Here is a 22606-nt window from a genome sequence, read left to right on the forward strand (position 1 = left end):
CGGGGTCAGCGCAGCGCGTACGCCCGGATCACGGTCTGCGACACCGTGTTGCCCTTGGTGTCGGTGGAGGCCACGCGCAGCGACGCGAAGCCGGCCTTGCGCGGGTGGTTGACCGTCGCCACCCGGTGGTTGCCGGAGCCGCGCACGTCGGCCCGGTGCCACGTCTTGCCGTCGTCGTACGAGACCTCGACCTTGACCGACTTCGCGGTCCCGGCGGTCGAGCCGGGCTGCTGCTCGACGGTCACCGGGATCTCGAAGCGGCGACCGGCGGCCGTCGCGTTGTGGTCGTCCAGGTTCGGGCTGAACCGGACCGTGGACAGGGCCAGCCGCTGGTAGCCCTCCGCCGGGGCGTGGCCGGACTTGAACGTCCAGGTCCCGCTGACCGAGGTGGAGAACAGGTGCGGCGCACTGCGGGTGGCCGACACCTCCAGGCGGTACTTCGCGGTGGCGGCCGGCAGGTCGTACTCGCCGCCCTCACCGATCTTGGTGCTGCCCTGGTAGAGCGCCGACGTGTAGGTGTCGGTGGTGGAGAAGCCGGGGTGGCCGGCTCCGTCACCGAACAGCGACGGGTACGCACTGAGGTGGTCGCCCTGCCGGGACACCCAGTCGCCGATCCACAGCGGCTGGGTCACGTTCGGCCCGAAGACCGCCGTGTTCCAGGCCTGGTGGTACGTGCGGCCGGCCCGCACCGGGGTGGCCCCGCCGATCTGCTCGCTGATCAGCTCCGGCCAGTCCTCGCCGACGGCAGGCAGCTGCTGCATGAAGTCGGGCTGCCACGGCGCCTCGGTGCTGAGGTACTCGGTGCGGTGGAACGGCAGGGAGAACGGCAGCGCCACGAACCAGCCGCCGCTGTTCTCGCTGTACTTGGCGAAGTTGCCCTTGGTGCCCTCGGCACCGGTGGCGGACACCGCGTAGTCGGCCTTGACCGTGGCCAGGTCCCGCAGGCGCGGGGTCTTGGTCAGGCCGTTGAACATCTTGCCGGGCTGGAAGTACGCCAGGTCGGTGGTCCACGGGCTGTTCCGGAAGGTGCCGTCGGCGCCCGGGTCGGCGAACGACCCGTTCACGCTGGCCACGAAGAAGTCCTTGGACACCGGGGTGGCCGGGGCCGCGGACAGCTGGTCGAAGGTCAGGCCGAGGGCGCTCGCCCCGATACCCCAGTCCGCGCCGGTCCAGTCCGCGTTGACCGCGGCCAGGACGGTACCCGCGTTGGCCTGCGGGGCCTTGACGTTGACCGGCTTGGCCAGCCGGCCGTCGAACGAGATCGTGCTCGCCTTGTCGACGACGAACTCGGTGATGGTCAGCATCGCGGTCGACTCGGCCTCGGCGTTGTTGATCCAGACGAACGCGCCGTAGCGGCCCTTGGGCAACCGGACGGTCTCCGAGCCCTGCGCCTGGTAGACGTCGAAGCTCTGGAAGGTGTCCAGGTTGAACAGGCCCGCGTAGTGGTCGAGCGACGGCGTACCGTCCGGGTTGGTGGTGTTGACGACGACGTCGTAGCTCTCGACCTCGCGGTCGACGCCGAGCGGCGTGGTGACCTTGAGGTCGCCGGCCGTCGCCACCAGGTAACCGCTGAGCAGGCCGTCGGACAGCGACGGCGAGCTGGTGTCGGCGGTGACCGTGGTGGAAGCCGTGCCGCCGGCCGGAACGGTCAGCGTCGAGGCGGCCACCGTGAACGGCGCGGCCGGGGCGGACAGCGCCAGGGTGACCGCGGCCGTACCCGAGTTGCGGTAGGTGATGGTCTTGGTCACCGGCTGGTCGTCACCGTGCGGCCAGATCGCCAGGCCGAAGCTGAGGCTGCCCTCGTCGGCGCTGACCGTCTGGGTGATCTCCCGGGCCACGTCGACCCGGCCGGCACCCTGTTCGAAGGCGTTGAAGCCGTCGATCGTCTTGGCCGAGCCCATCAGGGTGTTCTTGCGCAGCTTCGACGACCAGGCCGGGTGCTCCTGGGTCAGGATCGCGGCCGCGCCGGCCACGTGCGGGGTGGCCATCGAGGTGCCGGAGAGCGCCACGTACCCGTCGACCGGGGCCGGGTCGCCGATGAAGCCGTTCTTGGCCTTGGCCGCCACGATGTCCACGCCGGGCGCGGTGATGTCCGGCTTGATGGCGTGGTCGCCGACCCGGGGGCCGGTGCTGGAGAAGTAGGCCAGCTGGTCGTCCCGGTCGACGGCGCCGACCGCGAGCGCCGAGTCGGCGGTGGACGGCGAACCGGCCGAGTTCGGGCCGGCGTTGCCGGACGCGATCACGAACAGCGTGTTGTACTGCGCGGTCAGGTCGTTGACCGCCTGCTCGAGCGGGTCGATCTCGGGGGTGTCGCCACCGCCGAGGCTCATGTTGATCACCGGCGCGCGCTCGGCCGCCCAGGCCATGCCGGCCAGGATCGCCGAGTCGTCACAGAACTCGGTCTCGCAGACCTTGCCGATGAGCAGCTTGGCGCCGGGAGCGACGCCCTTGTAACGGCCGCCCGACGCCGCACCGGAGCCGGCGATGATCGAGGCGACGTGGGTGCCGTGCCCGACCTCGTCGTCGGCGGTCGCGGTGGTGGTGAAGTTCTCCGCGGCGACGATCTTCCCGGCCAGGTCGGGGTGGGTGGCGTCGATACCGGTGTCGAGGATGGCGACCGTGACCCCGGTGCCGTCGTAACCAGCCTGCCAGGCGGTGGGCGCGCCGATCTGCGGCACGCTGTGGTCGAGGCTGACCTTGCGCTTGCCGTCCAGCCAGACCCGCTGCACGCCCGGCTTGAGCGAGCGCGCGGTGGCCGAACCGCTGGTCAGGGACGACCAGAGGGTGGCCCGCTCCTCGAGGTTGGCCCGCGCGGCCAGGGTGCCGACCTGCGCGATGTCGCGGGTGACCCGCGCGCCACCGGCGGAGAGCGCGCTCCGTGCGCCGGTCGCGCTGTTCTTCGGGTACGAGATGAGCAGGCGCAGGTCGCCACCGCCCTGGGCGGCGAGCTCGGAGATGTCGAACAGGCGCTTGTCGAGGCGGCCGGCACGCAGGAGCGCGAGCGCGTCGGTCGGGATGACGTAGCGGTGACCCTTGATCGTCTGGGTCAGGAAGCGGACCTTGCTGCGGCCCGGTCCGGGCTGGACGGTCGCGCCTTTGCCGTGCGTGGTGACCCGGTCGCCGGTGAGCAGCGTGACCGAGATGGGCTTCTGTGCTGTCGGCGTTCCGGTGGTCGTGGACGGTGCGGCTGCCGCCGGTGCCTGCAAGCCCCCGATGACCAGGGCTGAGGTGAGCAGTACGGCGGACAGTCTTCGTCGACGCATCTGGGTGCCTCCCCGTGCCGGGACCGTCCCGGCTCCGGGATAGACACTGGCAAATCCGCGCAACCTGACAAACGTCATATCGAGAAAACGTTTTCCTTCGAAGCGCTTCGATCCATTGACGGGCCCGACCGGTCCTCCGTAACGTGGCCGAAATCCCCGGGTGTCATCGCGATCGATGAGGTGGCTCGAATTGAGAAAAGCTTTTCCGGTTATCACTCTTCTGGGTCTGCTCGTCGTCGCACCGGCGTCAGCGGCCTCGGCGGCGACCCCGGCACCGGTGGTCGCCTACACCTTCGACGCCGATGACGTCGCCGGCGGCGTGATCGCCGACTCGTCCGGCCACGGCCTCGACGGCACGCTGGTCAACGGATCCACCGCGGCCTTCGTGGACGGTGCCCTCCAACTCCCCGGGGGCGGCCCGACCTCGAACGGCGCGTACGTCACGCTGCCCAAGGCCATCCTCGACGGCCGCACCGACCTGACCCTGTCGCTGCGGGTCAAGTGGGACGCCAGCGCCACGCCCTGGCAGTGGATCTACGCGCTCGGCAAGGACACCACCAGCCGGCTGTTCACCACGCCGTACAGCGGGGACGGCAAGCTGCTGACCGGGCTGGCGGCCAACGTCGCCGGGGCCGGCACCGAGGTGATCGGCTCGGCCGCGCTGCCCGGCAACGCCTGGAAGACCGTCACCGTCACCCTCGACACGACGGCCGGGCGGCTCACCACCTACCTGGACGGGGCCGCTGTCTCGTCGTCCGCGACCACCGCCACCGCGGGCGGCCTGATCGACGCCGGCACCACCTCGTCCGGCTTCATCGGTAAGTCGTTCTACGCCGACCCGCTGTTCGACGGCGCGATCGACGACTTCCGGGTCTGGGACACCGCGCTGACCGCGGCGCAGGTGGCCGCGGAGGTGGGCACGACGCCCACGGTTACCGGGATCGCGCAGACCGCGTTCACCGTCGGCACCACGATCGGCACCGCGCCGAAGCTGCCGGCGAGCGTTCGCGGGACGTTCTCCGACGGCTACGACCGGGACGTGCCTATCACCTGGGCCGCCGTCGACCCGTCGCAGTACGCCCAGCGCGGCACGTTCACCGTGACCGGCACGGCCGCCGGGACCGCCGTCACCGCGACGGTCACCGTCATCCGCGAGGGCGAGATGACCATCGACCTCGGCAAGAGCACCGGGAAGTTCCACGGTGGTGCGGCCGGGTCGCTCTACGGGCTGTACGGCGAGGGTGTGCCGACCAACAACCTGATCGAGGGGATGAACCTGCGGACGGTGTCGACCAAGGCGCAGGACGGGCCGCAGCACCCGGGGGCGGACGCGCTCGAGGTGGTCAAGCCGCTCGCCGACAGCACCGACGGGGACGTCTACATCTACATGACCGACATCCACCGCGGCTTCCCGTACCAGTGGCCGGGCAGCACACCGGCCGAGAAGCTGTCGCTGTTCGAGCAGAAGATCGCCGTACAGGTGGATCAGGTGTTGAAGTTGCCCTTGAAATACCAGGACAACATCGTGTTTGTGCCGTTCAACGAGCCCGAGGGCAACATGTTCGGGACCGGCGAGTGGAGCTACAACGGGGTGTCGTGGCTGACCGATCCGGCCGACTATTTCCGGGCCTGGGACGAGGTCTACCACCTGATCAAGGGCAAGATCCCGGCCGCGCGGATCGCCGGTCCCAACACCAGCATCCTGTTCGACCAGGTCAAGGGCTTCCTCCAGCACGCTTCATCGGCCGGAACACTGCCCGACGTGATCACCTGGCACGAGCTGAGCCACCCCGAGGCCGTGCGCGAGAGTGTTGCTGAATACAGAACTTGGGAAGCGGAAGTTCTGCCCGGGAAACACCTTCCGATCAACATCAATGAGTACGCGTTCAACTACCACACCTCGGTGCCCGGGCAGATGATCCAGTGGATCTCGGCGATCGAGGAGTCCAAGGTCGACGCGGACATCGCGTACTGGAACATCGACGGCAACATCTCCGACTCGGCCGTGCAGGCCAACCGGGGCAACGGCCAGTGGTGGCTGTTCAACGCGTACGGGCAGCTGACCGGCGACACCGTCGCGGTCACCCCGCCGTACCCGGGCCAGAACTACACGCTGCAGGGCGTGGCCACCCTGGACAAGAGCAAGCAGCAGGCGCGGGCGATCATCGGTGGCGCGGCCGGCAGCAGCTACCTGCAGTTCACCAACGTGCCCGCGTCCTTCGGCCGGAAGGTGCACGCCTCGGTGCGGGAAATCCCGTGGACCGGCCAGATCGGCGACTCGGCCCAGCCCCTTGTCGTCGCCGAGAAGAACGTGCCGGTGAGCGGCGGGACGGCGGTCGTGGAGCTGTCCGGGCTGAGCGAGTCCTCGGCGTACGAAATCGTGCTGTCCCCGGGGTCCTCGCCCACCGCCGCGGCGGAAAGGTGGCAGGCCTCCTACGAGGCTGAGGCGGCAACCTACACCGGCGATGGCTACAGCAAGAACGGGCCCGAGGGCTCGACCGCCGACGTGTCGAAGTTCTACACCTCCGGCGGCTTTGACGTGGGGGGCCTGCGCACCGGCAGCGACGGCGTGCTGTCCTTCGACGTCGACGTGCCCACCACCGGCCGCTACGACCTGTCGGTCTTCGCCAACTCGCTGAACACCTACCCGCTGGTGCAGGAGCAGGGGCCGACAAACGTGTTCCTGCGCGTCGACGGCGCCGCCGAGCAGGAACTGTTCCTGCCGCTCGGCTACAAGTGGGTGGTCTGGGACCACACCGACACCACCGTCCAGCTCACCGCCGGCAAGCACACCATCGCCCTGGCCGCCCGCAGTCTCGACGGCACGAAGGCGACCAAGGGCGACGTGATCCTCGACCGGATCACCCTGTCCCAGCCCCGGCCGGCCACCTCCACCTACGAGGCCGAACTGGCGACGCTCACCAAGGGGCTGCCGCGGGCCGGTGGGGTCGCGCTCGCCCGCGGCGGCACCGCGACCTTCTGGGTCTACTCCAAGGCGGATGCCGAGGCCACGCTCGACCTGCGGGTCAAGGCGGGTAAGGCGAAGCTGACCGTCAACGGGCTGGAGGTGGGTTCGGGCCGGGTGGCGGTATCGCTGTCCGGCGGCGTCAACAAGGTCACCGCGATCGGCCCGGCTTTCATCGACCGGCTGGATGTCACGTCGACCGTTTCGCATCTGCCGACCACCGTGGTCGAGGCGGAGAGTGGGACCGGCGGGACGGTCACCGCGAAGAGCCTGGCCAGTGGCGGCCAGGCGGTCACCGGCATCAGCGGCGCGAACACCCTGACCGTCACGGTGCCGGCCGCCCAGGCCGGCACGTACGCCCTGCGGATCCGGTACGCCAACCCCGAGCAGGCCGAGGCCACCCACTACAACCCCGACCCGCTCGCCCGGCACGCCGACCTCACGATCAACGGCGGTACGGCCAAGCGGGTGCTGTTCCCGCACAGCTTCCACGACAACAACTTCTGGGAGCTCACCGTCCCGGTCCAGCTCCGCAAGGGCAGCAACACGATCCGGTTCTCCTCGGCCGAACTGCCCAACTTCGACGGCACCACGTACGCGTCGAACGTGTGGCCGGGCATCCTGCTCCGCTCGGCGAATGCGCCGCTCCTCGATCGGCTGACGCTCGTTCCCTACCGCAAGCAGCTCCGCTGAACACGTAGGGTGCTTGTCAGTCCCACGGATTGGGGAGTGATGTGACGGTTTCGTTTGAAGATCTCCTGTTCTTCGACTGCTATGTGGATCAGGTCGGCCCGAGCGAGGACGGTTCGATCGCGATCCTGTTGTCCGACGTCAACGGAGAGTTCACCCAGGTCTGGTTCGGGGTGCTCGAAAACATCCGCCCGGCGGTGTTGCAGACCGCGCTGGCCGCCGTGCAGAACAACCTGACCTGCCGGGTCGCGCTGACCGGGACGGAAGAGAACAGCGAGCTCTACCGCATCCACGCCATCAACGCCGCGGCGAAGGGCGGCCGCGGCCGGTACTGATCGGGCGAGTCCCCCGGCGGCGAGCCGCCGGGGGACTATCTTGGCGGGGACGCCCATCACGAGGGGATTACCGCCATGGCGAAGATCATCTCTACCCTGTTCATCTCGGCCGACGGGGTGGCCGAGATCGACCCGGACTGGCACTTCCCGTACTTCGACGAGAACATGGGCCGCGCGGTCGGCGAGGACTACGAAACCGCCGACGTGCTGCTGATCGGGCGCGAGACCTACGACAGCTTCGCCGGCGCGTGGCCCGGCCGCGAGGAGGCCGGCGGCGAGGACGCGGGCTTCGCCAAGCAGCTCGGCGACATCCGCAAGGTGGTCGTCTCCCGGCAGCCGCTGGAGTTCACCTGGCGCAGCTCCGAGCTGATCGACGGTGACCTGGTCGCGGCGGCGGCCGCGCTCAAGGCCGACCCCGGCATCAAGGGCATCCTCATCCCCGGCTCGATCTCGGTGGTGCAGCAGCTGCTCGCGGCCGGCCTGATCGACGAGCTGCGGCTGCTGGTGCACCCGGTCGCCGCCCGCAAGGGCCGCCGTCTGTTCGACGACGGCGACACGCCCTATCACCTCGAGGTGGCCGCCACCGAGGCGTTCCCGACCGGTGTCATCCGGGTGATCTACACCCCGGCCGAGACCCCGGCCAAGGTCCAGTACGACGAGGTCAAAGACCTGACTCCCGGCAACGAGTAACACAACCGAAACCGTCGCCGTTGATCCTGCACCGATGAGTCGGCGCGGGCACATCATCGTCTGCGGGCTCGACGACGTCGGGCTGCGCACGGTCGAACAACTTCACCTCGCCGGTGTCCAGGTGGTCGTGGTCGAGGACGACGCCGACCCGCGGTTGGTCCGGGTGGTACGCGGCTGGGGCGTACCTATCGTGGTCGGCAGCCCCCGGCTGATCGAGACGCTGGACGAGGCCGGCCTGGCCGGCGCGGTCGCGGTGATCTGCGTGCTCGCCGACGACCTGCACACCATCGAGGCGGCCCTGCTGACCCGGGAGCACCGGCCCGACCTGCGGATCGTGGTGCAGCTGCGCAACCCCGCGGTCGGCCGGGCCCTGTCCGCCCTGTCGATCGCGGTGCTGGACGTGGCCGGCCTGTCCGCGCCGTCGCTGGTCGAGTCCTGCCTCGGCACCGGCACCCACGAGCTGGACCTGGACGGCCACCCGTTCGTGGCCACCCAGGTGGTGGCCGAGGCCGGCGGCCGGCTGCGCGCGCAGTTCGGGTCGCTGGCCCCGCTGGCGGTGACCGCCGCCGACGGCGGCGAGATGGTGGTCTGCCCCGGACGGGACCACCGGGTCCGCCCCGGCGACCTGGTCACCCTGTTCGGCACCGCCGCCGAACTGGCCGAGGCCGGCCTCCGCAGCCGCACCAGCGGCCCCACACCGGCCCGACCCGACCGATGGCACATGCTCCGCTCACTCCCGGCCGCGGTCGACCGCCGCCTGGCGTACGTCTTCGGCGGTCTCCTTCTTCTGGCCACCGCCGCGGTGGTCGTGCTGCGCCTGAACTACCAGGAACCGGACGGCACCCGGATGAGCGTCCTGGACGCCGCCTACTTCACCGTCGAGACGATCGCCACGGTCGGCTTCGGCGACTTCAACTTCCGCAGCCAGCAGCCCTGGCTGCGCCTGTTCGCGATCGCCCTGATGATCTGCGGCGTACTGCTGGCCACCACGTTCTTCGCCCTGCTCACCAACACGCTGGTCACCATCCGGATCGAGGAGGCGCTGGGCAACCGCCGCCTCAAACAGCTGACCGCCCACGTGGTGGTGATCGGCCTGGGCTCGGTCGGCGTGCGCGTGGTGGAACGCCTGGCCGCGACCGGCACGGACGTGGTGGTCATCGAACGCGACGAGAACAGCCGCTACGCCGCCCAGGTCCGAGACAGCGGCATTCCCGTCATCTTCGGCGACGCCACCCTCCCGCAGACCCTGCACCGGGTGCAGCTGGCGAGTGCCCGCGCGGTAGCCGTCCTGACCAGCGACGACCTGGTAAACCTGGAAACCGGCCTGGCCCTGCGCGACCAACTGGGCGACCGCTACGCCCAGGTCCCGGTGGTACTGCGCCTGTTCGACCGCACCCTGGCCACCACGGTGGACCGCAATTTCGGCCTGGGCCAGGCCCGCTCCACCGCCGCGCTGGCCGCACCGTGGTTCGTGGGCGCGGCTCTGGGCCTGGACGTGATCTCCACGTTCTACGTAGGCGCACAGTTGATGCTGGTAGGCCGCCTGACGGTAGCCCCCGGCGGCGGCCTGGACGGCCTGGCCATGCAGGACCTCTCGGCCCGAACCCGAGTGGTGGCAATCAGCCGAGCCACCGCCGGCACCCTGGAACATCCCCCACGCCGAGACACCAGATTCGCCGCCGGCGACCGCGCCTACCTGATAGGCCCCTACGAGGAGCTACTCCAGGTCCTACGCCGAGACACCCTCTCCCCCACCGGCCTAACCCATTAACCCTTTGCCTGTACGGCCATCGCCGCCCACAACCGCAACTACTCCCGACCGCCGCCACCCCGCGGCCACCGTGCAACCCCGGCGCGTGCCGCGCCTATCGCGCAACGAACCCCCACCCCTTGCTCTGCTCACGCACGCGCAAGGGCGTTTTGAGGGCTTTGTGCGACTTTCCGCACCGCCCTCCGCGTCGCGCTCCGCGCCAGCAAGTCGAGAGAAACTTTCTCTTGCCTCTGAAGTGAGGAGCGGGGTCGGAGCCCCTTCAGATGGCAGGGCGTTTTGCGGCTTTCGCCTCTCTCGTTCCGGCCAGATTGCGAGTCCGGGTTTCTCCGTCGCTCCGGCTCACCGACCTTGAAGGCTTACCGCTCGGAGCAAACAGGAACTCCGCAAGATCGCCCGCTTACCCGGGGTGCGCAGAGCAGCGCGTATTGGTGAGCAGAGCAAAGCCTCGGGTTTGGGTGTTCGGTTGCGCGAGCGGCGCGGCACGCGCCGGTGTTGCACCCTGGTCGCGCGGTGGCTGCGGTCGGGGGTAGTTGCGGTTGTCTACGGCGTCGCCCGTACCGGCAAAGGGTTTGATTGTCCGGAAAGGGCTTAGCTGGTGAAACCGCCGTCTACGTTGAGCGTTGCGCCGGTGATGTAGCGGGCTTCGGGGGTGGCCAGGAAGGCTACGGCGGCGGCGATGTCGGCTGGGGCGGCGTAATGGCCCAGGGCGGTGAAAGCGCTTATCGCCTCGGCGTTGGGGCCGTCGGCCGGGTTGGCGTCGGTGTCGGTCGGGCCCGGATTTACCAGGTTTACCGTTACGGCGCGCGGGCCGAGCTCGCGGCTCAAGGCCTTGGTCAGGCCGATCAGGGCGGTCTTGCTCATCGAGTACAGCGAGAAGCCCGGGAAGATCGCGCGCTCGGCCATGTTGCTGCCGATGTTGATGATCCGGCCACCGGCCGGCAGGTGCCGGACCGCCGCCTGGGACGCCACGAACGGCGCCCGGATGTTCACCGCCACGGTCTGCTCGACGTCCGCCGCGGTCAGCTGCTCGACCGGGCCGAGCAGGAAGGCGCCGGCGTTGTTGACCAGAATGTCGAGGCGCCCGCGGTCCGCCGCGACGCCGTCCACCGCGGCCGTGACCGCCGCCGGGTCGGCGCTGTCGGCGCGGACCGCGGTTGCCCGGCCGCCGTCGCGCCGGATGCGATCGGCGAGCGCGTCGGCCCGCTCCCGGTCGCTGCGGTAGGTCAGGGTGACGTCGGCGCCCATCGCGGCCAGCCGGGACGCGACCGCCGCGCCGATGCCCCGGCTTCCGCCGGTGACCAGTGCGACCTTGCCGTCCAATGTGTTTTCCATGGGACGAGCCTGGCGTGGACCGGCCTGCCGGTCTGGCGGTGATCGGACGTCTACTTCGGCAGGCGTTCGGCGATGGCGTGCAGGTCCACCTCCGGGTCGGGGTGGCCGTCCCGGCCGAAAACGATCAATTGCACCTTGCGGAGGTGGCGGCCGATGTCCTCGTTGAGGATCGAGCGCAGCGCCATCAAATTGAACAGCAGGGCCACCGAAACCGGCATGCCGCCGTGGCCCGCGCCCAATACCGGCATGACCAATTCGGTGCGCCGATTGGCGTTCATGGTCTCGATGATTCCCTGCAGCGCGGCATAGAGAAAATGCGGTTCGGCGCGCAGACCGGTGCCGATCCGTTCGGTGGTGGCCGACACCAGGATCACGGCCGGCGAATAACCGTTGATCTGGATCGCCTGGCCGACGCCGTAACTGTCGTCGACCCGGCGTTCGGCCCGGGCGACGCGCTGGACCGGGCGGTCGGCCAGGGTCTTGCGGACGTCGTCGATGAAGCGCTCGATCTGCTCGCCGAAGGCGGCCTGCACGAACGCGCCCAGCGAACTGCGGGTGTCGCGCAGGCAGGCGTCGTCGAAGTACTCGTTGGCCGGCAGGGCGACGACGGTGGCCGCGCTGTCGGTCCGGTGGTCTTCGATCCGGCCGAACGTCACCTCGACGTCGGCCCGGCCGATCCGCAGCGAGACCTGGTCGTGGCCGCCGGCCGGATCCCGGTCGGTCGGCAGGTTGGCGAGAAGTCGTTCCAGGTCACCGCTCATCCGCCGCATGGCCCGATCGAGCCGCGACTCGGACACCGGTTCGGTGACGCGGCGGCCGCGCACCCGGAGGATCTGCTCGCGGATCTGGTTGCAGGCCGACGCCACCGCAGGCCTGGGCTCCCGATCGACCCGCTCCGCGTCGTACCCGGCGCTGGCGAGGCCGGCCAGATCGCTCGGCAGGTGCGCCGCCGAGCCGCGCGGGACCAGCATGAAGGTGCGCTCCCGGCCGAGCCGGCCGATGAACATGCCCAACTCGAACAGCACGTTGTCGCGAACGCCCGGCCGCTCCGACCCTCTACTCACGACGATGTCGTCGGGCTTCAGCACGAAGATCCCGGCATCCGACGAATCGAGCACCTCGAGCAGGTTTTCAAGATTCGCCAGGGTGAGCTGAAAAACGTCCTGATTCCACACGGTGACGTCAAAGTCCCCGTCCAACTCCTGCTGGACGGCCCGGCTCACCCGGAGGCCTTCCGAGGAACTGCCGATAAAGATGCGCTGTTTCATGAACAACTCCCCACACCACGGCGCAGCGCCCACCATAACCGCCGCCGGTAGGGGATCTGCACTTCTCCCGGGGCTCATTCCGGGAGAAGTGCAAATCACTGGTTAGCAGACCTTGCGGAACTGGGCACTCTGGACGTTCGCCTTGACCTGGCCGGAGCCGGCGGTGCCGCTGTTGGAGGCGTAGGCGAACAGCTTGATGTGCACCTCGGTCTCGGTGTCGAGGATCAGGAAGGTGGAGATGGCCAGGGTCGGGTCCTGGGTCAGGGTGGCGCTGTCCGACTTGGGGATCATCACGCCGCCGGCGGTGACGTTGTTGGTGAAGCTCGAGTTGATCTCGGCGCCCTTGACCACGGTCATCGTGCCGGTCAGGAAGACGCCGGACGGCAGCCAGGTGTCGGTGTTGTTGAAGCCGGTGAAGCCGCCGATGACGCGGGCGTCATAGGTGCCGGCCGGCAGGGTCACGCTGCCGAAGTCGGTGGCGCCGGCCGGGGACGCGGCCCGGATGCTGCCGCCGACCTGGGTCAGCGTCTTGGTGCTGGGCGCGATCGTGGAGATGGTCGCGGTGCAGGTCGGCGCGGGCGGGGTCACCGTCGGCGTGGTGTACGACTGCAGCTGCAGGGTGAACTTGGTCCGGGCCGAGCTGTAGACGGAAAGCCGCCCCCGGCTGTCCAGCGGGACGGTGGCCGTGCCGGTCACGTTCTGGCCCCGCCGGTAACTGACGGTCGGGCTGCCGGGCCGGGTGCCGGTGGTGTAGACGGTCAGGACGCCCGAGGACGACGGGTTGACGCTGCTGAGCTTGACGACCGCGCCGGTGGCGTTGGCCGGCACCGCGGTGCCCGAGAAGGTGCGGCCGGCGACCTGGATCGCGGTGGCGTCACCGCTGCTCAGCGAGGCACCGGGCGGGGCGACGATGTACGGGTTCGACGGCGTGGGCGTGGTGTCCGCGTTGGCGATGCCCACGGCGGCAACACCGCCACCTGCGACGACGGCCACGACAGTGGCGGCGAGAGCGTAGCGCTTCACGTTCATGGGGGGTCAACCTCTTCCGGAATCGCACGAGCCGATCGGCCCGCGTCACCGTGAACAACGCGCGCCTAGCTGGCCCGGACTCGGGTCGCCTCCCCCATACGGTTCTTAAACCTCGACGTGTGAGCCCATGATTACCGTGTGATCACGCGGTAAAGCGAAGTGCTCGGCCGCGTCGGCGGTGATGTACGAAGTGGCGATGAACAGGCGTTTCCGCCACAGGGCCATGGTCGGTTCGTCGCCCCGGCGCAGGGTGATCTTGGAGAGAAAATAGGACGCGTCTTCCAGGTCCAGACGGCCCTCGGTCGTGGCCGGGTCGATCAGGCGCAGCGCCGCGGGTACGTCCTGGGTGTCGGCGTAACCGAAGCGCATGGTCACGAACATGATGCCGTCGTCGTCGTAACCGAGATCGTCCACCGAGACCCGTTCGGCGGCCGGCACCCGCGGCACCACCTGGGTCTCGATCGAGATGATCAGGACGTGTTCGTGCCGGACGTGGTTGTGCTCGACGTTGGCGCGCATGGCCAGCGGGGTGGTCTGCATGCCCCGGTTCAGGAACACCGCGGTTCCGGTCACCCGGGCGATCCGGCCGTCGTCGGAGCGCAGCTGCTCGACGAACTCCGGCAGGGAACCCTCACGCTTCTTGCGCTCGGCCGTGACGATCGCGCGGCCCCGCTGCCAGGTGGTCATCACGGTGAACGCGGTGACCCCGATCAGCAGCGGCAGCCAGGCGCCGTGCAGCAGCTTGGTCAGGTTGGCCGCCACGAACAGCAGGTCGATCGAGACCAGCACGCCCGCGCCCGCCGCGATCAGCCACGGCGGGATGGTCCAGCGCCATTGGGCGATGTAGAAGAACAGCAGGGTGGTGATGGTGATCGTGCCGGTCACGGCCATCCCGAAGGCGTACGCCAGGGCGGCCGAACTACGGAACGCGAAGACCAGGGTGAGCACCGAGACCAGCAGCAGCCAGTTGATGAACGGCACGTAGATCTGGCCGATCGCCGACTCGCTGGTGTGGGTGACCCGCAGCCGCGGCAGGTAACCGAGCTGGGCGGCCTGCGAGGTCACCGAGAACGCGCCGGTGATCACGGCCTGCGAGGCGATCACCGTGGCGGCGGTGGCCAGCAGCACCAGGGGCAGCCGCAGCCAGTCGGGCGCCAGCAGGAAGAACGGGCCGCTGATCTGGCTCGGGTCGTCGATGATCAGGGCGCCCTGGCCGAGGTAGCTGAGCACACAGGCGGGAAACACCAGGAACAGCCAGCCGCGGGTGATGGACCGGCGGCCGAAGTGGCCCATGTCCGCGTACAGGGCTTCGGCGCCGGTCACCGAGAGCACGATGGCGGCCAGCGCGAAGAACGCGATGCCGAAGTGCCCGGCCAGGAAGCTCACCGCGTACGTCGGGGAGAGCGCCTTGAGGATGGCGGGCTCGCGGGCGATGCCCGCGATGCCGAGGATGCCGATCGCACCGAACCAGGTGATCATGATCGGCCCGAAGACCTTGCCGATGGTGGCGGTCCCCCGCCGCTGCACCAGGAACAGCGCCACGATGATCACCGCGGTGATCGGCACCACCGCCTCGTCCAGCGACGGCTGGACGATTTTCAAACCCTCGACCGCGGAGAGTACGGAGATAGCCGGCGTGATCATGCTGTCGCCGAAGAACAGCGCCGCCCCGAAGATGCCGAGTCCCGCCAGCCACATGGCCCGTTTGCCGCCGTACCGGGTGCCGGACTGGCGGATCAGGGTGATCAGCGCCATCACGCCACCCTCGCCGTCGTTGTCGGCCCGCATGGCCAGCAGGACGTACGACACCGTCACGATGATCATGACGGACCAGAAGATCAGCGAGACGACGCCGTACACGTTGTCGGTGCTGACCGGGACCGGGTGCGGGTCGTCCGGGTTGAAGACGGTCTGCAGGGTGTAGATCGGGCTGGTCCCGATGTCGCCGAAGACCACGCCGAGGGCGCCGACCACGACGGCGAGCCGCACGCTGTCGTGCGGACCGGTATGCGCCACGGCTCCTCCTCGGCCCGAATGTCACCAGAACGGACATTACGGGCCGAGGGCGAGCTATAACCGGGAAATCAGCGGTGACGCTGGGTGGTGGCGGCGAGAGTCGAGGCCTGCGCCCCGGCCGGAGCGGGCCACGGGTTGACGGTCCAGTCCGGGTGACCCGGCATCGGCGGGGTTTTGGTGCCGTAGAGCCAGTCGGTCAGGAACGCCGTCAGGTTCTGGCCGGACACCTGCGAGGCGAGCCGGATGAAGTCGCCGGTGGAGGCCGACTTGTCCTTGTAGCGGCTCACCCAGGTGCGCTCGATCTGGGCGAACTTCGCGGCGCCGACCTTCTGCTGGAGGGCGTAGAGGACGAGCGCTCCCCCGTCGTACACGTTGGGGTTGAAGACGTCCCAGATCACGTCGGCCTTGAGCGGCGCAGCGGTCGGGCCGTAACGGGCCCGCCGCTCGTCGCCCCGGGCGTAGATCGCCTTGTACAGGTCGGTGAGGTTGTCGACGCCGGCGTAGTCGGGCAGGACACCGGTCTCGAGCGCGTACTCGTACTCGTACCAGGTGGCGTGGCCCTCGTTCTGCCAGACGTCACTCCACTCGTACGGCGCGACGCTGTCGCCGAACCACATGTGGGCCAGCTCGTGCGCGCCGACCGGGTTGAGCACGAACTCCGGCAGGCTGTACCACCAGGTGTCGAACAGCGACAGCGTCTGGGTCTCCAGCGCGAAGCCGAGCGTGGCGTCGATGACAAGCGTCCCGTAGTTCTCGAACGGGTATTTGCCGACCTTGCTCTGCATGAAGCGGATCTCGTTGACCTCGTCGGCCGCCTTCGGCAGAAGTTCGTCGGCCAGGCGGCGCGGCACCACGTCCCGGACCGGCACCCCGTCGACCGTGCCCCGGCTGAACGTGACGAAGTCACCGACCGCGACCTGGATCAGCTCGCTGGCCATCGGGTGGTTCTCCCGGTAGACCGAGACGACCTTGCCGTTCTTCTGCCGGGTGCTGACCTGCACGCCGTTGGCCGTGCCGGTCCAGCCCACCGGGTTGGTGATCCGGATCGTATAGGTGGCCTTGTCGCGCGGGTGGTCGTTGTTCGGGAAGAGCCCGTGCGCCTCGTCGGGCTGGGCGGCCACGATGGTGCCGTCCGGGGTCTTCACGAAGCCGGCCGGCGAGTCGGCGTTGGCCTCGATCGGCGTGGCCTTGAAGCCGGCCACCCGGACGGTGAACTTCCGGTGCGCCGGCAGCGCCTTCTTCGGCGTGATGACCAGCTCTTCGCCGGAGCGGACGAAGGCGGCGCGCTTGCCGTTCACCCAGACCTGGCCGACGGCGTCGCCGCTGAAGTCGAGGTCGAAGCGGGAGAGGTATTGCGTGGCGACCGCCGTGATGGTCACGTCGCCGGTGACCTGCTGAGCGGGGTCCTTCTGCGGATAGGTCAGCGAAAGGTCATAGTTCTGTACGTCGTAGCCCCCGTTGCCGAGCAGCGGGTACAGCCGGTCGCCGAGGCCGGCCGCGCCGGGAGTCGGACGATGCCCCGAGGCGGACGCGGGGCCGGCGGTGCTCACCACAACGCCGGCGAGGCTCAGGATCGTCGCCGATCCGAGCGCCACCAGGCGTGTTGGGACGTTACCCAATTCAGCTCTCATGGCGGCCGAGCGTAACAATATATCTAGATCTTTAAGTACCGCTTTTCGGTCGACCACCGTCGATGATCAGAGGGGCGGTGCCCCCCACTTCCGCTGAGCCTCCCCCTCTGGTTCAGCGGTGGCACCGCCCCCGGCTTGCCTATTCAGACTCCCCTGGGTAAGGAGCGCGAGCCAGGGCGGAAACCGGTACTTCATCGGTACTTTCAGCGCTGCGGGCGGTGCCGGAGAACGCAGTCGCCGCACGTGCCGCCACCCGGAATCCGGTAGTAGAGGCAGCAGTTGTTCCTGGTCAGCGCCCGTCCCCGGAGGGTGCCGGTGCCGGCCAGCGGCGGCAACGCGAGCATCCCGGCCAGCAGAGTGCCGGCCCGGTCGCCGGCCGCCGGATCGACTCTGCTGATCATCGCGGTGGCGCCGGCCAGCGCCGAGGTGACATTCCCCCACAAAACTTGGGGCGACAGGCGGAAACGGGTGCGGCAGGTGGTCAGGACCGGCTCCAGGATCGCCTCGACGGCGATCCCCCGGAGGGCCTCCGGCGAGGCGGGCACGGTCGCGCTCATTACGCCGTACGCCAAGGGAAGCGGTCCCGCCGGCACCGGCCGCCACCACAGCGTGGTTCTGCCGGCCACCGGCAGGTGGCCGGTCAGGGCGGCCGCGCCGAGCAGCGGGGAGAGCACCCGCGCGGCGTAACCGAGGAACGCGACCGACGCGACCACCCGCTCCGGCACCGCTTGTTCGGCGAGCCCGCCCATGGTCGCGAGAGCCGTCCGGGCAGCGGCGACCCGCTCGGCCAGCACGGCCGGTTCCGCCAGATCGGACCAGCGGTGCCAATCGGACAGATCGTCGACCTGTTCCCAGGCGAAGTACGGGCCCAGTTGGGCGGCCCGGGCCAGCGCCGTCCCCGCGTCGACTCCGCTCACCGCTCGAGGGTAGTGGACCAGGATCGGAACTTGACCGGAACTTTGGGTGTTGACCCTTGTTATCCCGCAAGTGACCACACCTGCGACCATTGCTGGACGTCGATGACGATTCTCGTGGGGAGTTCCGTGTTCGCTGACCTGGTGCGCGCTCACCGTCGGCGACTCGGCATGACCCAGGAAGACCTGGCCGAACGGGCCGGCGTCAGCGTGCGCAGCGTCGGCAAGTGGGAGGCCGGCAAGATCGCGGCGCCCCGGATGTGGACGATGCGGCTGCTCGCCGACGCGTTCCGGCTCGAGGGTGACGACCGGGAACGCTTCCTGCGCTCGGCCGCCGAGCCGGCCGTCCGCAGCACCGAGATCATCCCGGCCCAGCTGCCGTCCGACCCGTCCGGCTTCACCGGCCGCGACCAGGAACTCACCCGGCTCGACGAACTGCTGGCCGGCCCCGACCAGGCGGCCCGCGGCGTGATCATCTCGGCGGTGTCCGGCACCGCCGGGGTCGGCAAGACCACCCTGGCCATCCGCTGGGCGCACCGGGTGCGCGAGCGTTTCCCGGACGGCCAGCTCTACGTGAACCTGCGCGGCTTCGGCCCGGTCGGCCCGCCGCTGCCGGCCACCGAGGCCCTGCGCGGGCTGCTCGACGGGCTCGGCGTCGCCCCGCAGCGGATCCCGGCCGACCTGGAAGCGCGCGCCGCCCTGTACCGCAGCGCGCTGGCCGGGCAGCGGATGCTGATCCTGCTCGACAACGCCGGCGACGCCGAACAGGTGCGCCCCCTGCTGCCCGGCGTGCCCGGCTCGGTGGCCATCGTGACCAGCCGCGACCGGCTGGCCGGGCTGGCCGTCGCCGACGGCGCCCAGCTGCTGCTGCTCGACGTGCTCGACGCCCCCGCCGCCCGCGAGCTGCTGGCCCGGCGGATCGGCGCCGACCGGGTGCGGGCCGAGCCGCGCGCCGTCGACGACATCGTGCGGTCCTGCGCCCGGCTCCCTCTCGCCCTCGCCATCGCGGCCGCGCGGGCCGCCGCCAACCCGCAGTTCCCGCTCACCGCCATCGCCGCCGAGCTGCGCGAGGCCCGGACCCGGCTGGACGTACTGGCCGGCCCCGACCCGGCCACCGACGTACGCGGCGTCTTCTCCTGGTCCTATCGCAAGCTCGGCCCGGACGCGGCCCGGCTGTTCCGGCTGTCCGCCCTGCATCCGACGCCGGTGGCCGGCGCTCCGGCGCTGGCCAGCCTGGCCGGCCTGCCGGCCCGGCGCGTCCGGCCGGCGCTGCAGGAACTGGTCGCGGCCAACCTGGTCTCCGAACAACTACCCGGCCGGTACGGCTGCCACGACCTGCTCCGCGACTACGCCCGCGACCTGGCCGAGGAGATCGACTCGCCGGCCGAGCGGGAGGCGGCCACCCGGCGGTTGATCGACCACTACCTGCAGACCGCCCTCAGCGCCGACCAGTGCCTCAAGGCGTCGCGCAACCTCAGCGGCCGCCGTCCCACCGACGTCACCCCCGGCGCGGTCCCGGAGTCGTTCGGCGACGGCGTGCTCGCGCTGGCCTGGTTCTCGGCCGAGCAGCCGGCCCTGCGCGCCTGCGCCGACCTGGCCGTGGCCGCCGGGCTGGACACCAAGGCCTGGTGGATGGCCTGGGCGGTGCTCACCTACCTGGAGCGCCGGTGGGACCGGCGCAACTGGGTGACCTGGCAGATGCTCGCGGTCGCGGCGGCCGGGCGGGCCGGTGACATGCTGCTGCAGGCGGTCAGCCACTACAACGTCGGGTACGCGCATGCCGAACTCGGCGATCTCGGCCAGGGCCGGGCGCACCTGACCACGGCGCTCGCCCTCTACCGGGAACTCGGCAACGTCACCGGCATGGCCGACGTACACCTGAATTTGGGCATTGTCGCCCGCCGGGAGGGCCGCTATGCGGAAGCGTTGCAGGAGGGCGGGCGGGCCCTGGAATTGTCCCGGTCGGACGGTGACCGGGTCGGCGAGGCGCGGGCGATGAACAACATCGGCTGGTGCTATCTGACGATGGGTGACAACCGGCAGGCCCTCGACTACTGCCGGCGGGCCGTCACCGTGCACGAGGCGGCCGGCAACCGGATGGGCGCGGCCCACTCCTGGGACAGCGTCGGGATGGCCCACTTCCGCCTCGGCGAGCTCGCCGAGGCGGCGGCCTGCTACCGGCGGGCGGCGAACGCGTTCCGCGACGAGCACGACCAGCAATATCAAGCGATCGTCCTGGCCCACCTGGGTGACGCCGAGGAAGCGGGCGGCCGGCACCGGGCGGCCCGCGAGGCCTGGCGCAACTCCCTCGCGATCCTCACCGAGCTGGACCATCCGGACGCCGACGAGGTGCGGGCCAAGCTGACCGCGCGCGAGGTGCAGTCCCGGGCCGGTTGATCCGCTCTGCTTGGATCAACGGCATGGAATGGGTCGAAACGGTTGCGCTGCCAGGGCGCCGGGTGGTGTCGTCACGCGAGCTGACCGGCGGATACAGCAACCACAACGTCCTGCTCACGATGGACGACGGAAGCCGGTTCGTCCTGCGGCGGTATCTCGGGACCAACCGGTGCGCGGTGGAGGTGGCCCTCGCATCGCGGCTGCGCGGGGTGGTGCCGGTGCCCGAGGTGGTGGCCTTCTCCCCCTCCGACGGGCTGGTGCTCTCCGTTTTTGTGGACGGGCAGCCGCCGACTTCTGGCTACTCCGTCGGGGAGACGCTCGCCCGGATCGGGTCGGTGTCGTTTGACCTGCCTGGCTTCTTCGACTCCTCGCTCTCGCCGGACGGGGTCGAGCCGATCGGTGGGCTGGACGCGTTCGTCGAACGCTGCCTGCGCACCGGAAACGCGGTCGGCTATCTCAGCGACGTCGAACAGCGCTCGTTACTGCGACTCGCGTCCTCTTCGGACATTTCCGGATTGTCGGGCAGTCACCAGCTCGTGCACGCCGACTACAACCCGAAGAACCTGCTCGCCTCCGGGGACCGGGTCGTGGCCGTCCTGGACTGGGAGTTCGCGTTCAGCAGCTCGCCGCTCTTCGACGTCGGCAACATGCTGCGCTTCCCGCAGCCGGCCGGGTTCGCCGACGACTTCCTGCGTGGCTTCCGGGACGGCGGCGGCGACCTGCCCGCCGACTGGCGGGAGCTCAGCCAGGCCCTCGACCTGTACTCGCTGGCCGACTTCCTGACCCGGCCGGTCGAGCACCGGTACTTCGGGCGGGCCGTCACCCGGATCCGTGAGCTGGTGCGGTGAGGCGCCCGTACCCGCTGGTCCTGGTTTTTCTGCTGGCCGGATGCACCCAGGCCGGGCCGATTCCCCTGCCGTCGCCATCCGCCTCCGTCTCTGTTTCCGCCGCGCCCACCTGCCCGGCCGACGGCCTGCGCGTGGAACTCGGCACCGGCGACGCGGCGGCCGGGCTGCGCGTTCTCGACTTCTTCCTGGTCAACTGCGGGACGGCGGCGGCCAAGGTCAACGGCTATCCGGGCGTACGCCTCCTCGACGAGCAGCGCCGGAACGTGTCGGTGAACATCCTGCAGGGCACCTACGTGATCACCGGGCCGGTTCCGGACTGGAACAAACCGCCGCGCGAGGTGGTGCTCAAGCCGGGCGAGCGGGTCACGGCCGTCGTCGCCTGGCGGAGTACGTATGACAACCTCGCCGCGCCGCCGGTCAACGCCGCCTTCCTGGAGATCACCCCGACCGCCGGCGGGACCGCCCAGGTGCTCACCCCGCGCAGCGACATCGACCTGGGCAGCACCGGCCGCATCGGGGTGAGCTCCTGGCAGCCTATATTGGGCCGCTGAACTGGGATTCGGCGTACCGCTTCCGGGCCTGTTCGTCGCGATCGGAGCGCAGGAATTCCGTCCAGGCCTGGTGTTCGTGGGCCACCGCGCCGAATTCCCAGACGCACATCACGCCGCGGTGGGTGGTCTGCGGCATCAGGGCGAACGGCCCGTCGTCCTTCACGTAGACGGTCTCCCACATCTCGTTGTTGCCGCGCCAGGAGCAGACCAGCAGCAGGTGGACGTGTTCGCCGCTGAGGTGGTGGATGACGAACCCGATCTCCCCGATGTCGGCGATCTCCTCGGTGAGGAACGCTCTCGCCTCCCCTGAATCGATGCTCTGATCCGCGCGGCACACCTGATACCACTTCAGGTAGACGCCGGGCAGCACGAGCGGCGGCCCCGGCGTGATGACCTTGGTGATGTGGCGGTAATCGGCGTCGACGGTCATGCGCGGGTGAACTCCATGATCCAGTTGGACTCCCAGCTCTGCCCGCCGTCGGCCGAGAACTCCTGCTCCCAGCGGGCCTCGGTGGGCGTGATGCCGGACCAGATGAAGTGCGCCCGGATCGGCTTCCCGTCGTGGGTGTCGTCGCCGTAGAAGTCGCCGCGGCCGTCGGCGAACGTGCCCACCACCGGCGGGAAGAGCAGCCCGGACGTGCTGTTCGCCCAGTACAGCGACCATTCCTTCCGCTCGGTGTCGAACAGCCGCAGGGTGAAGCCGCGGCTGCCGAGCGTCGGAAAGTCGATCTCGTCGACGTTCCCACCGCCGCCGAAGATCGGCCGAGAGGTCGACGTGCCCGGGAAGCTGACCCACTCGTCGCCGCCGGCGAACAGCGTGGTCAAGCGGCGGCTGGCCACGTTCCACGAGCCGATCAAGAAGTCGAAATCGTTCATGCCGCAGATCCTGACGGGCTACCCCTGACA

The 22606-nt window shown here is 69.7% G+C and carries 16 protein-coding genes; 7 read left to right on the forward strand and 9 right to left on the reverse strand.

Annotation, left to right across the window (positions count from 1 at the left end):
- Positions 1-5: 5 nt before the first annotated feature.
- Positions 6-3263 (reverse strand): S8 family serine peptidase, encoded by a 3258-nt coding sequence (locus Ate02nite_RS40950; protein WP_203813310.1) that lies wholly within the window; start codon positions 3261-3263, stop codon positions 6-8.
- 190 nt (positions 3264-3453) lie between these two features.
- Here Ate02nite_RS40950 and Ate02nite_RS40955 point away from each other — a divergent pair, with 190 nt between their 5' ends.
- From Ate02nite_RS40955 to Ate02nite_RS40970, 4 genes are all read left to right on the forward strand, one after another.
- Positions 3454-6921 carry a LamG-like jellyroll fold domain-containing protein gene (locus Ate02nite_RS40955; protein ID WP_239148081.1) on the forward strand — a complete coding sequence of 1156 codons (3468 nt, stop codon included), beginning with the start codon at positions 3454-3456 and terminating at the stop codon, positions 6919-6921.
- Positions 6922-6962: 41 nt separating this feature from the next.
- Positions 6963-7253: a hypothetical protein gene (locus tag Ate02nite_RS40960; RefSeq protein ID WP_203813312.1), complete on the forward strand. Its 291-nt coding sequence runs from the start codon at positions 6963-6965 to the stop codon at positions 7251-7253.
- Between the two features lie 75 nt (positions 7254-7328).
- Positions 7329-7943: a dihydrofolate reductase family protein gene (locus Ate02nite_RS40965; protein WP_203813313.1), complete on the forward strand. Its 615-nt coding sequence runs from the start codon at positions 7329-7331 to the stop codon at positions 7941-7943.
- A 34-nt stretch (positions 7944-7977) separates the two neighbouring features.
- A complete protein-coding gene (locus Ate02nite_RS40970) occupies positions 7978-9714 on the forward strand; it encodes an NAD-binding protein (RefSeq protein WP_203813314.1) in 1737 nt (578 codons plus the stop codon).
- Between the two features lie 588 nt (positions 9715-10302).
- Here Ate02nite_RS40970 and Ate02nite_RS40975 read toward each other — a convergent pair.
- The 6 genes from Ate02nite_RS40975 to Ate02nite_RS41000 all read right to left on the reverse strand — a co-directional run bounded on the left by Ate02nite_RS40975 (position 10303) and on the right by Ate02nite_RS41000 (position 17907).
- Positions 10303-11046: an SDR family NAD(P)-dependent oxidoreductase gene (locus tag Ate02nite_RS40975; protein WP_203813315.1), complete on the reverse strand. Its 744-nt coding sequence runs from the start codon at positions 11044-11046 to the stop codon at positions 10303-10305.
- 50 nt (positions 11047-11096) lie between these two features.
- Positions 11097-12314: a TIR domain-containing protein gene (locus Ate02nite_RS40980; protein ID WP_203813316.1), complete on the reverse strand. Its 1218-nt coding sequence runs from the start codon at positions 12312-12314 to the stop codon at positions 11097-11099.
- Positions 12315-12416: 102 nt separating this feature from the next.
- A complete protein-coding gene (locus Ate02nite_RS40985; protein WP_203813317.1) occupies positions 12417-13343 on the reverse strand; it encodes a hypothetical protein in 927 nt (308 codons plus the stop codon).
- Positions 13344-13448: 105 nt separating this feature from the next.
- Positions 13449-15359, reverse strand: coding sequence for a potassium transporter Kup (locus Ate02nite_RS40990; protein WP_203813318.1), 1911 nt, complete (start codon positions 15357-15359; stop codon positions 13449-13451).
- Positions 15360-15427: 68 nt separating this feature from the next.
- Positions 15428-16990 (reverse strand): M1 family metallopeptidase, encoded by a 1563-nt coding sequence (locus tag Ate02nite_RS40995; protein WP_239148082.1) that lies wholly within the window; start codon positions 16988-16990, stop codon positions 15428-15430.
- Positions 16991-17193: 203 nt separating this feature from the next.
- Positions 17194-17907, reverse strand: coding sequence for a (2Fe-2S)-binding protein (locus Ate02nite_RS41000; RefSeq protein WP_239148083.1), 714 nt, complete (start codon positions 17905-17907; stop codon positions 17194-17196).
- A gap of 126 nt (positions 17908-18033) precedes the next feature.
- Here Ate02nite_RS41000 and Ate02nite_RS41005 point away from each other — a divergent pair, with 126 nt between their 5' ends.
- The 3 genes from Ate02nite_RS41005 to Ate02nite_RS41015 are packed head-to-tail and all read left to right on the forward strand — an operon-like array spanning position 18034 to position 21700.
- Positions 18034-20301: an ATP-binding protein gene (locus tag Ate02nite_RS41005; RefSeq protein WP_203813320.1), complete on the forward strand. Its 2268-nt coding sequence runs from the start codon at positions 18034-18036 to the stop codon at positions 20299-20301.
- 23 nt (positions 20302-20324) lie between these two features.
- Entirely contained in the window at positions 20325-21149 is an 825-nt protein-coding gene (locus Ate02nite_RS41010; protein ID WP_203813321.1) for a phosphotransferase family protein, read from the forward strand.
- On the forward strand, positions 21146-21700 hold the full coding sequence (locus tag Ate02nite_RS41015; protein WP_203813322.1) for a DUF4232 domain-containing protein: 555 nt from the start codon (positions 21146-21148) through the stop codon (positions 21698-21700). Before Ate02nite_RS41010 ends, Ate02nite_RS41015 begins: the two co-directional genes overlap by 4 nt.
- On the opposite strand, the gene Ate02nite_RS41020 is transcribed toward Ate02nite_RS41015, so the two are convergent.
- Complete coding sequence (locus tag Ate02nite_RS41020; protein WP_203813323.1) at positions 21684-22130, reverse strand: hypothetical protein; 447 nt, start codon at positions 22128-22130, stop codon at positions 21684-21686. The genes Ate02nite_RS41015 and Ate02nite_RS41020 overlap by 17 nt on opposite strands.
- The gene (locus tag Ate02nite_RS41025; RefSeq protein ID WP_203813324.1) at positions 22127-22576 is read right to left on the reverse strand and encodes a hypothetical protein; all 450 of its coding nucleotides are present in this window, start codon (positions 22574-22576) and stop codon (positions 22127-22129) included. Before Ate02nite_RS41025 ends, Ate02nite_RS41020 begins: the two co-directional genes overlap by 4 nt.
- Positions 22577-22606: the final 30 nt, after the last annotated feature.

The sequence above is a fragment of the Paractinoplanes tereljensis genome (assembly GCF_016862435.1).
In the GTDB taxonomy this organism is placed as follows: domain Bacteria; phylum Actinomycetota; class Actinomycetes; order Mycobacteriales; family Micromonosporaceae; genus Actinoplanes; species Actinoplanes tereljensis.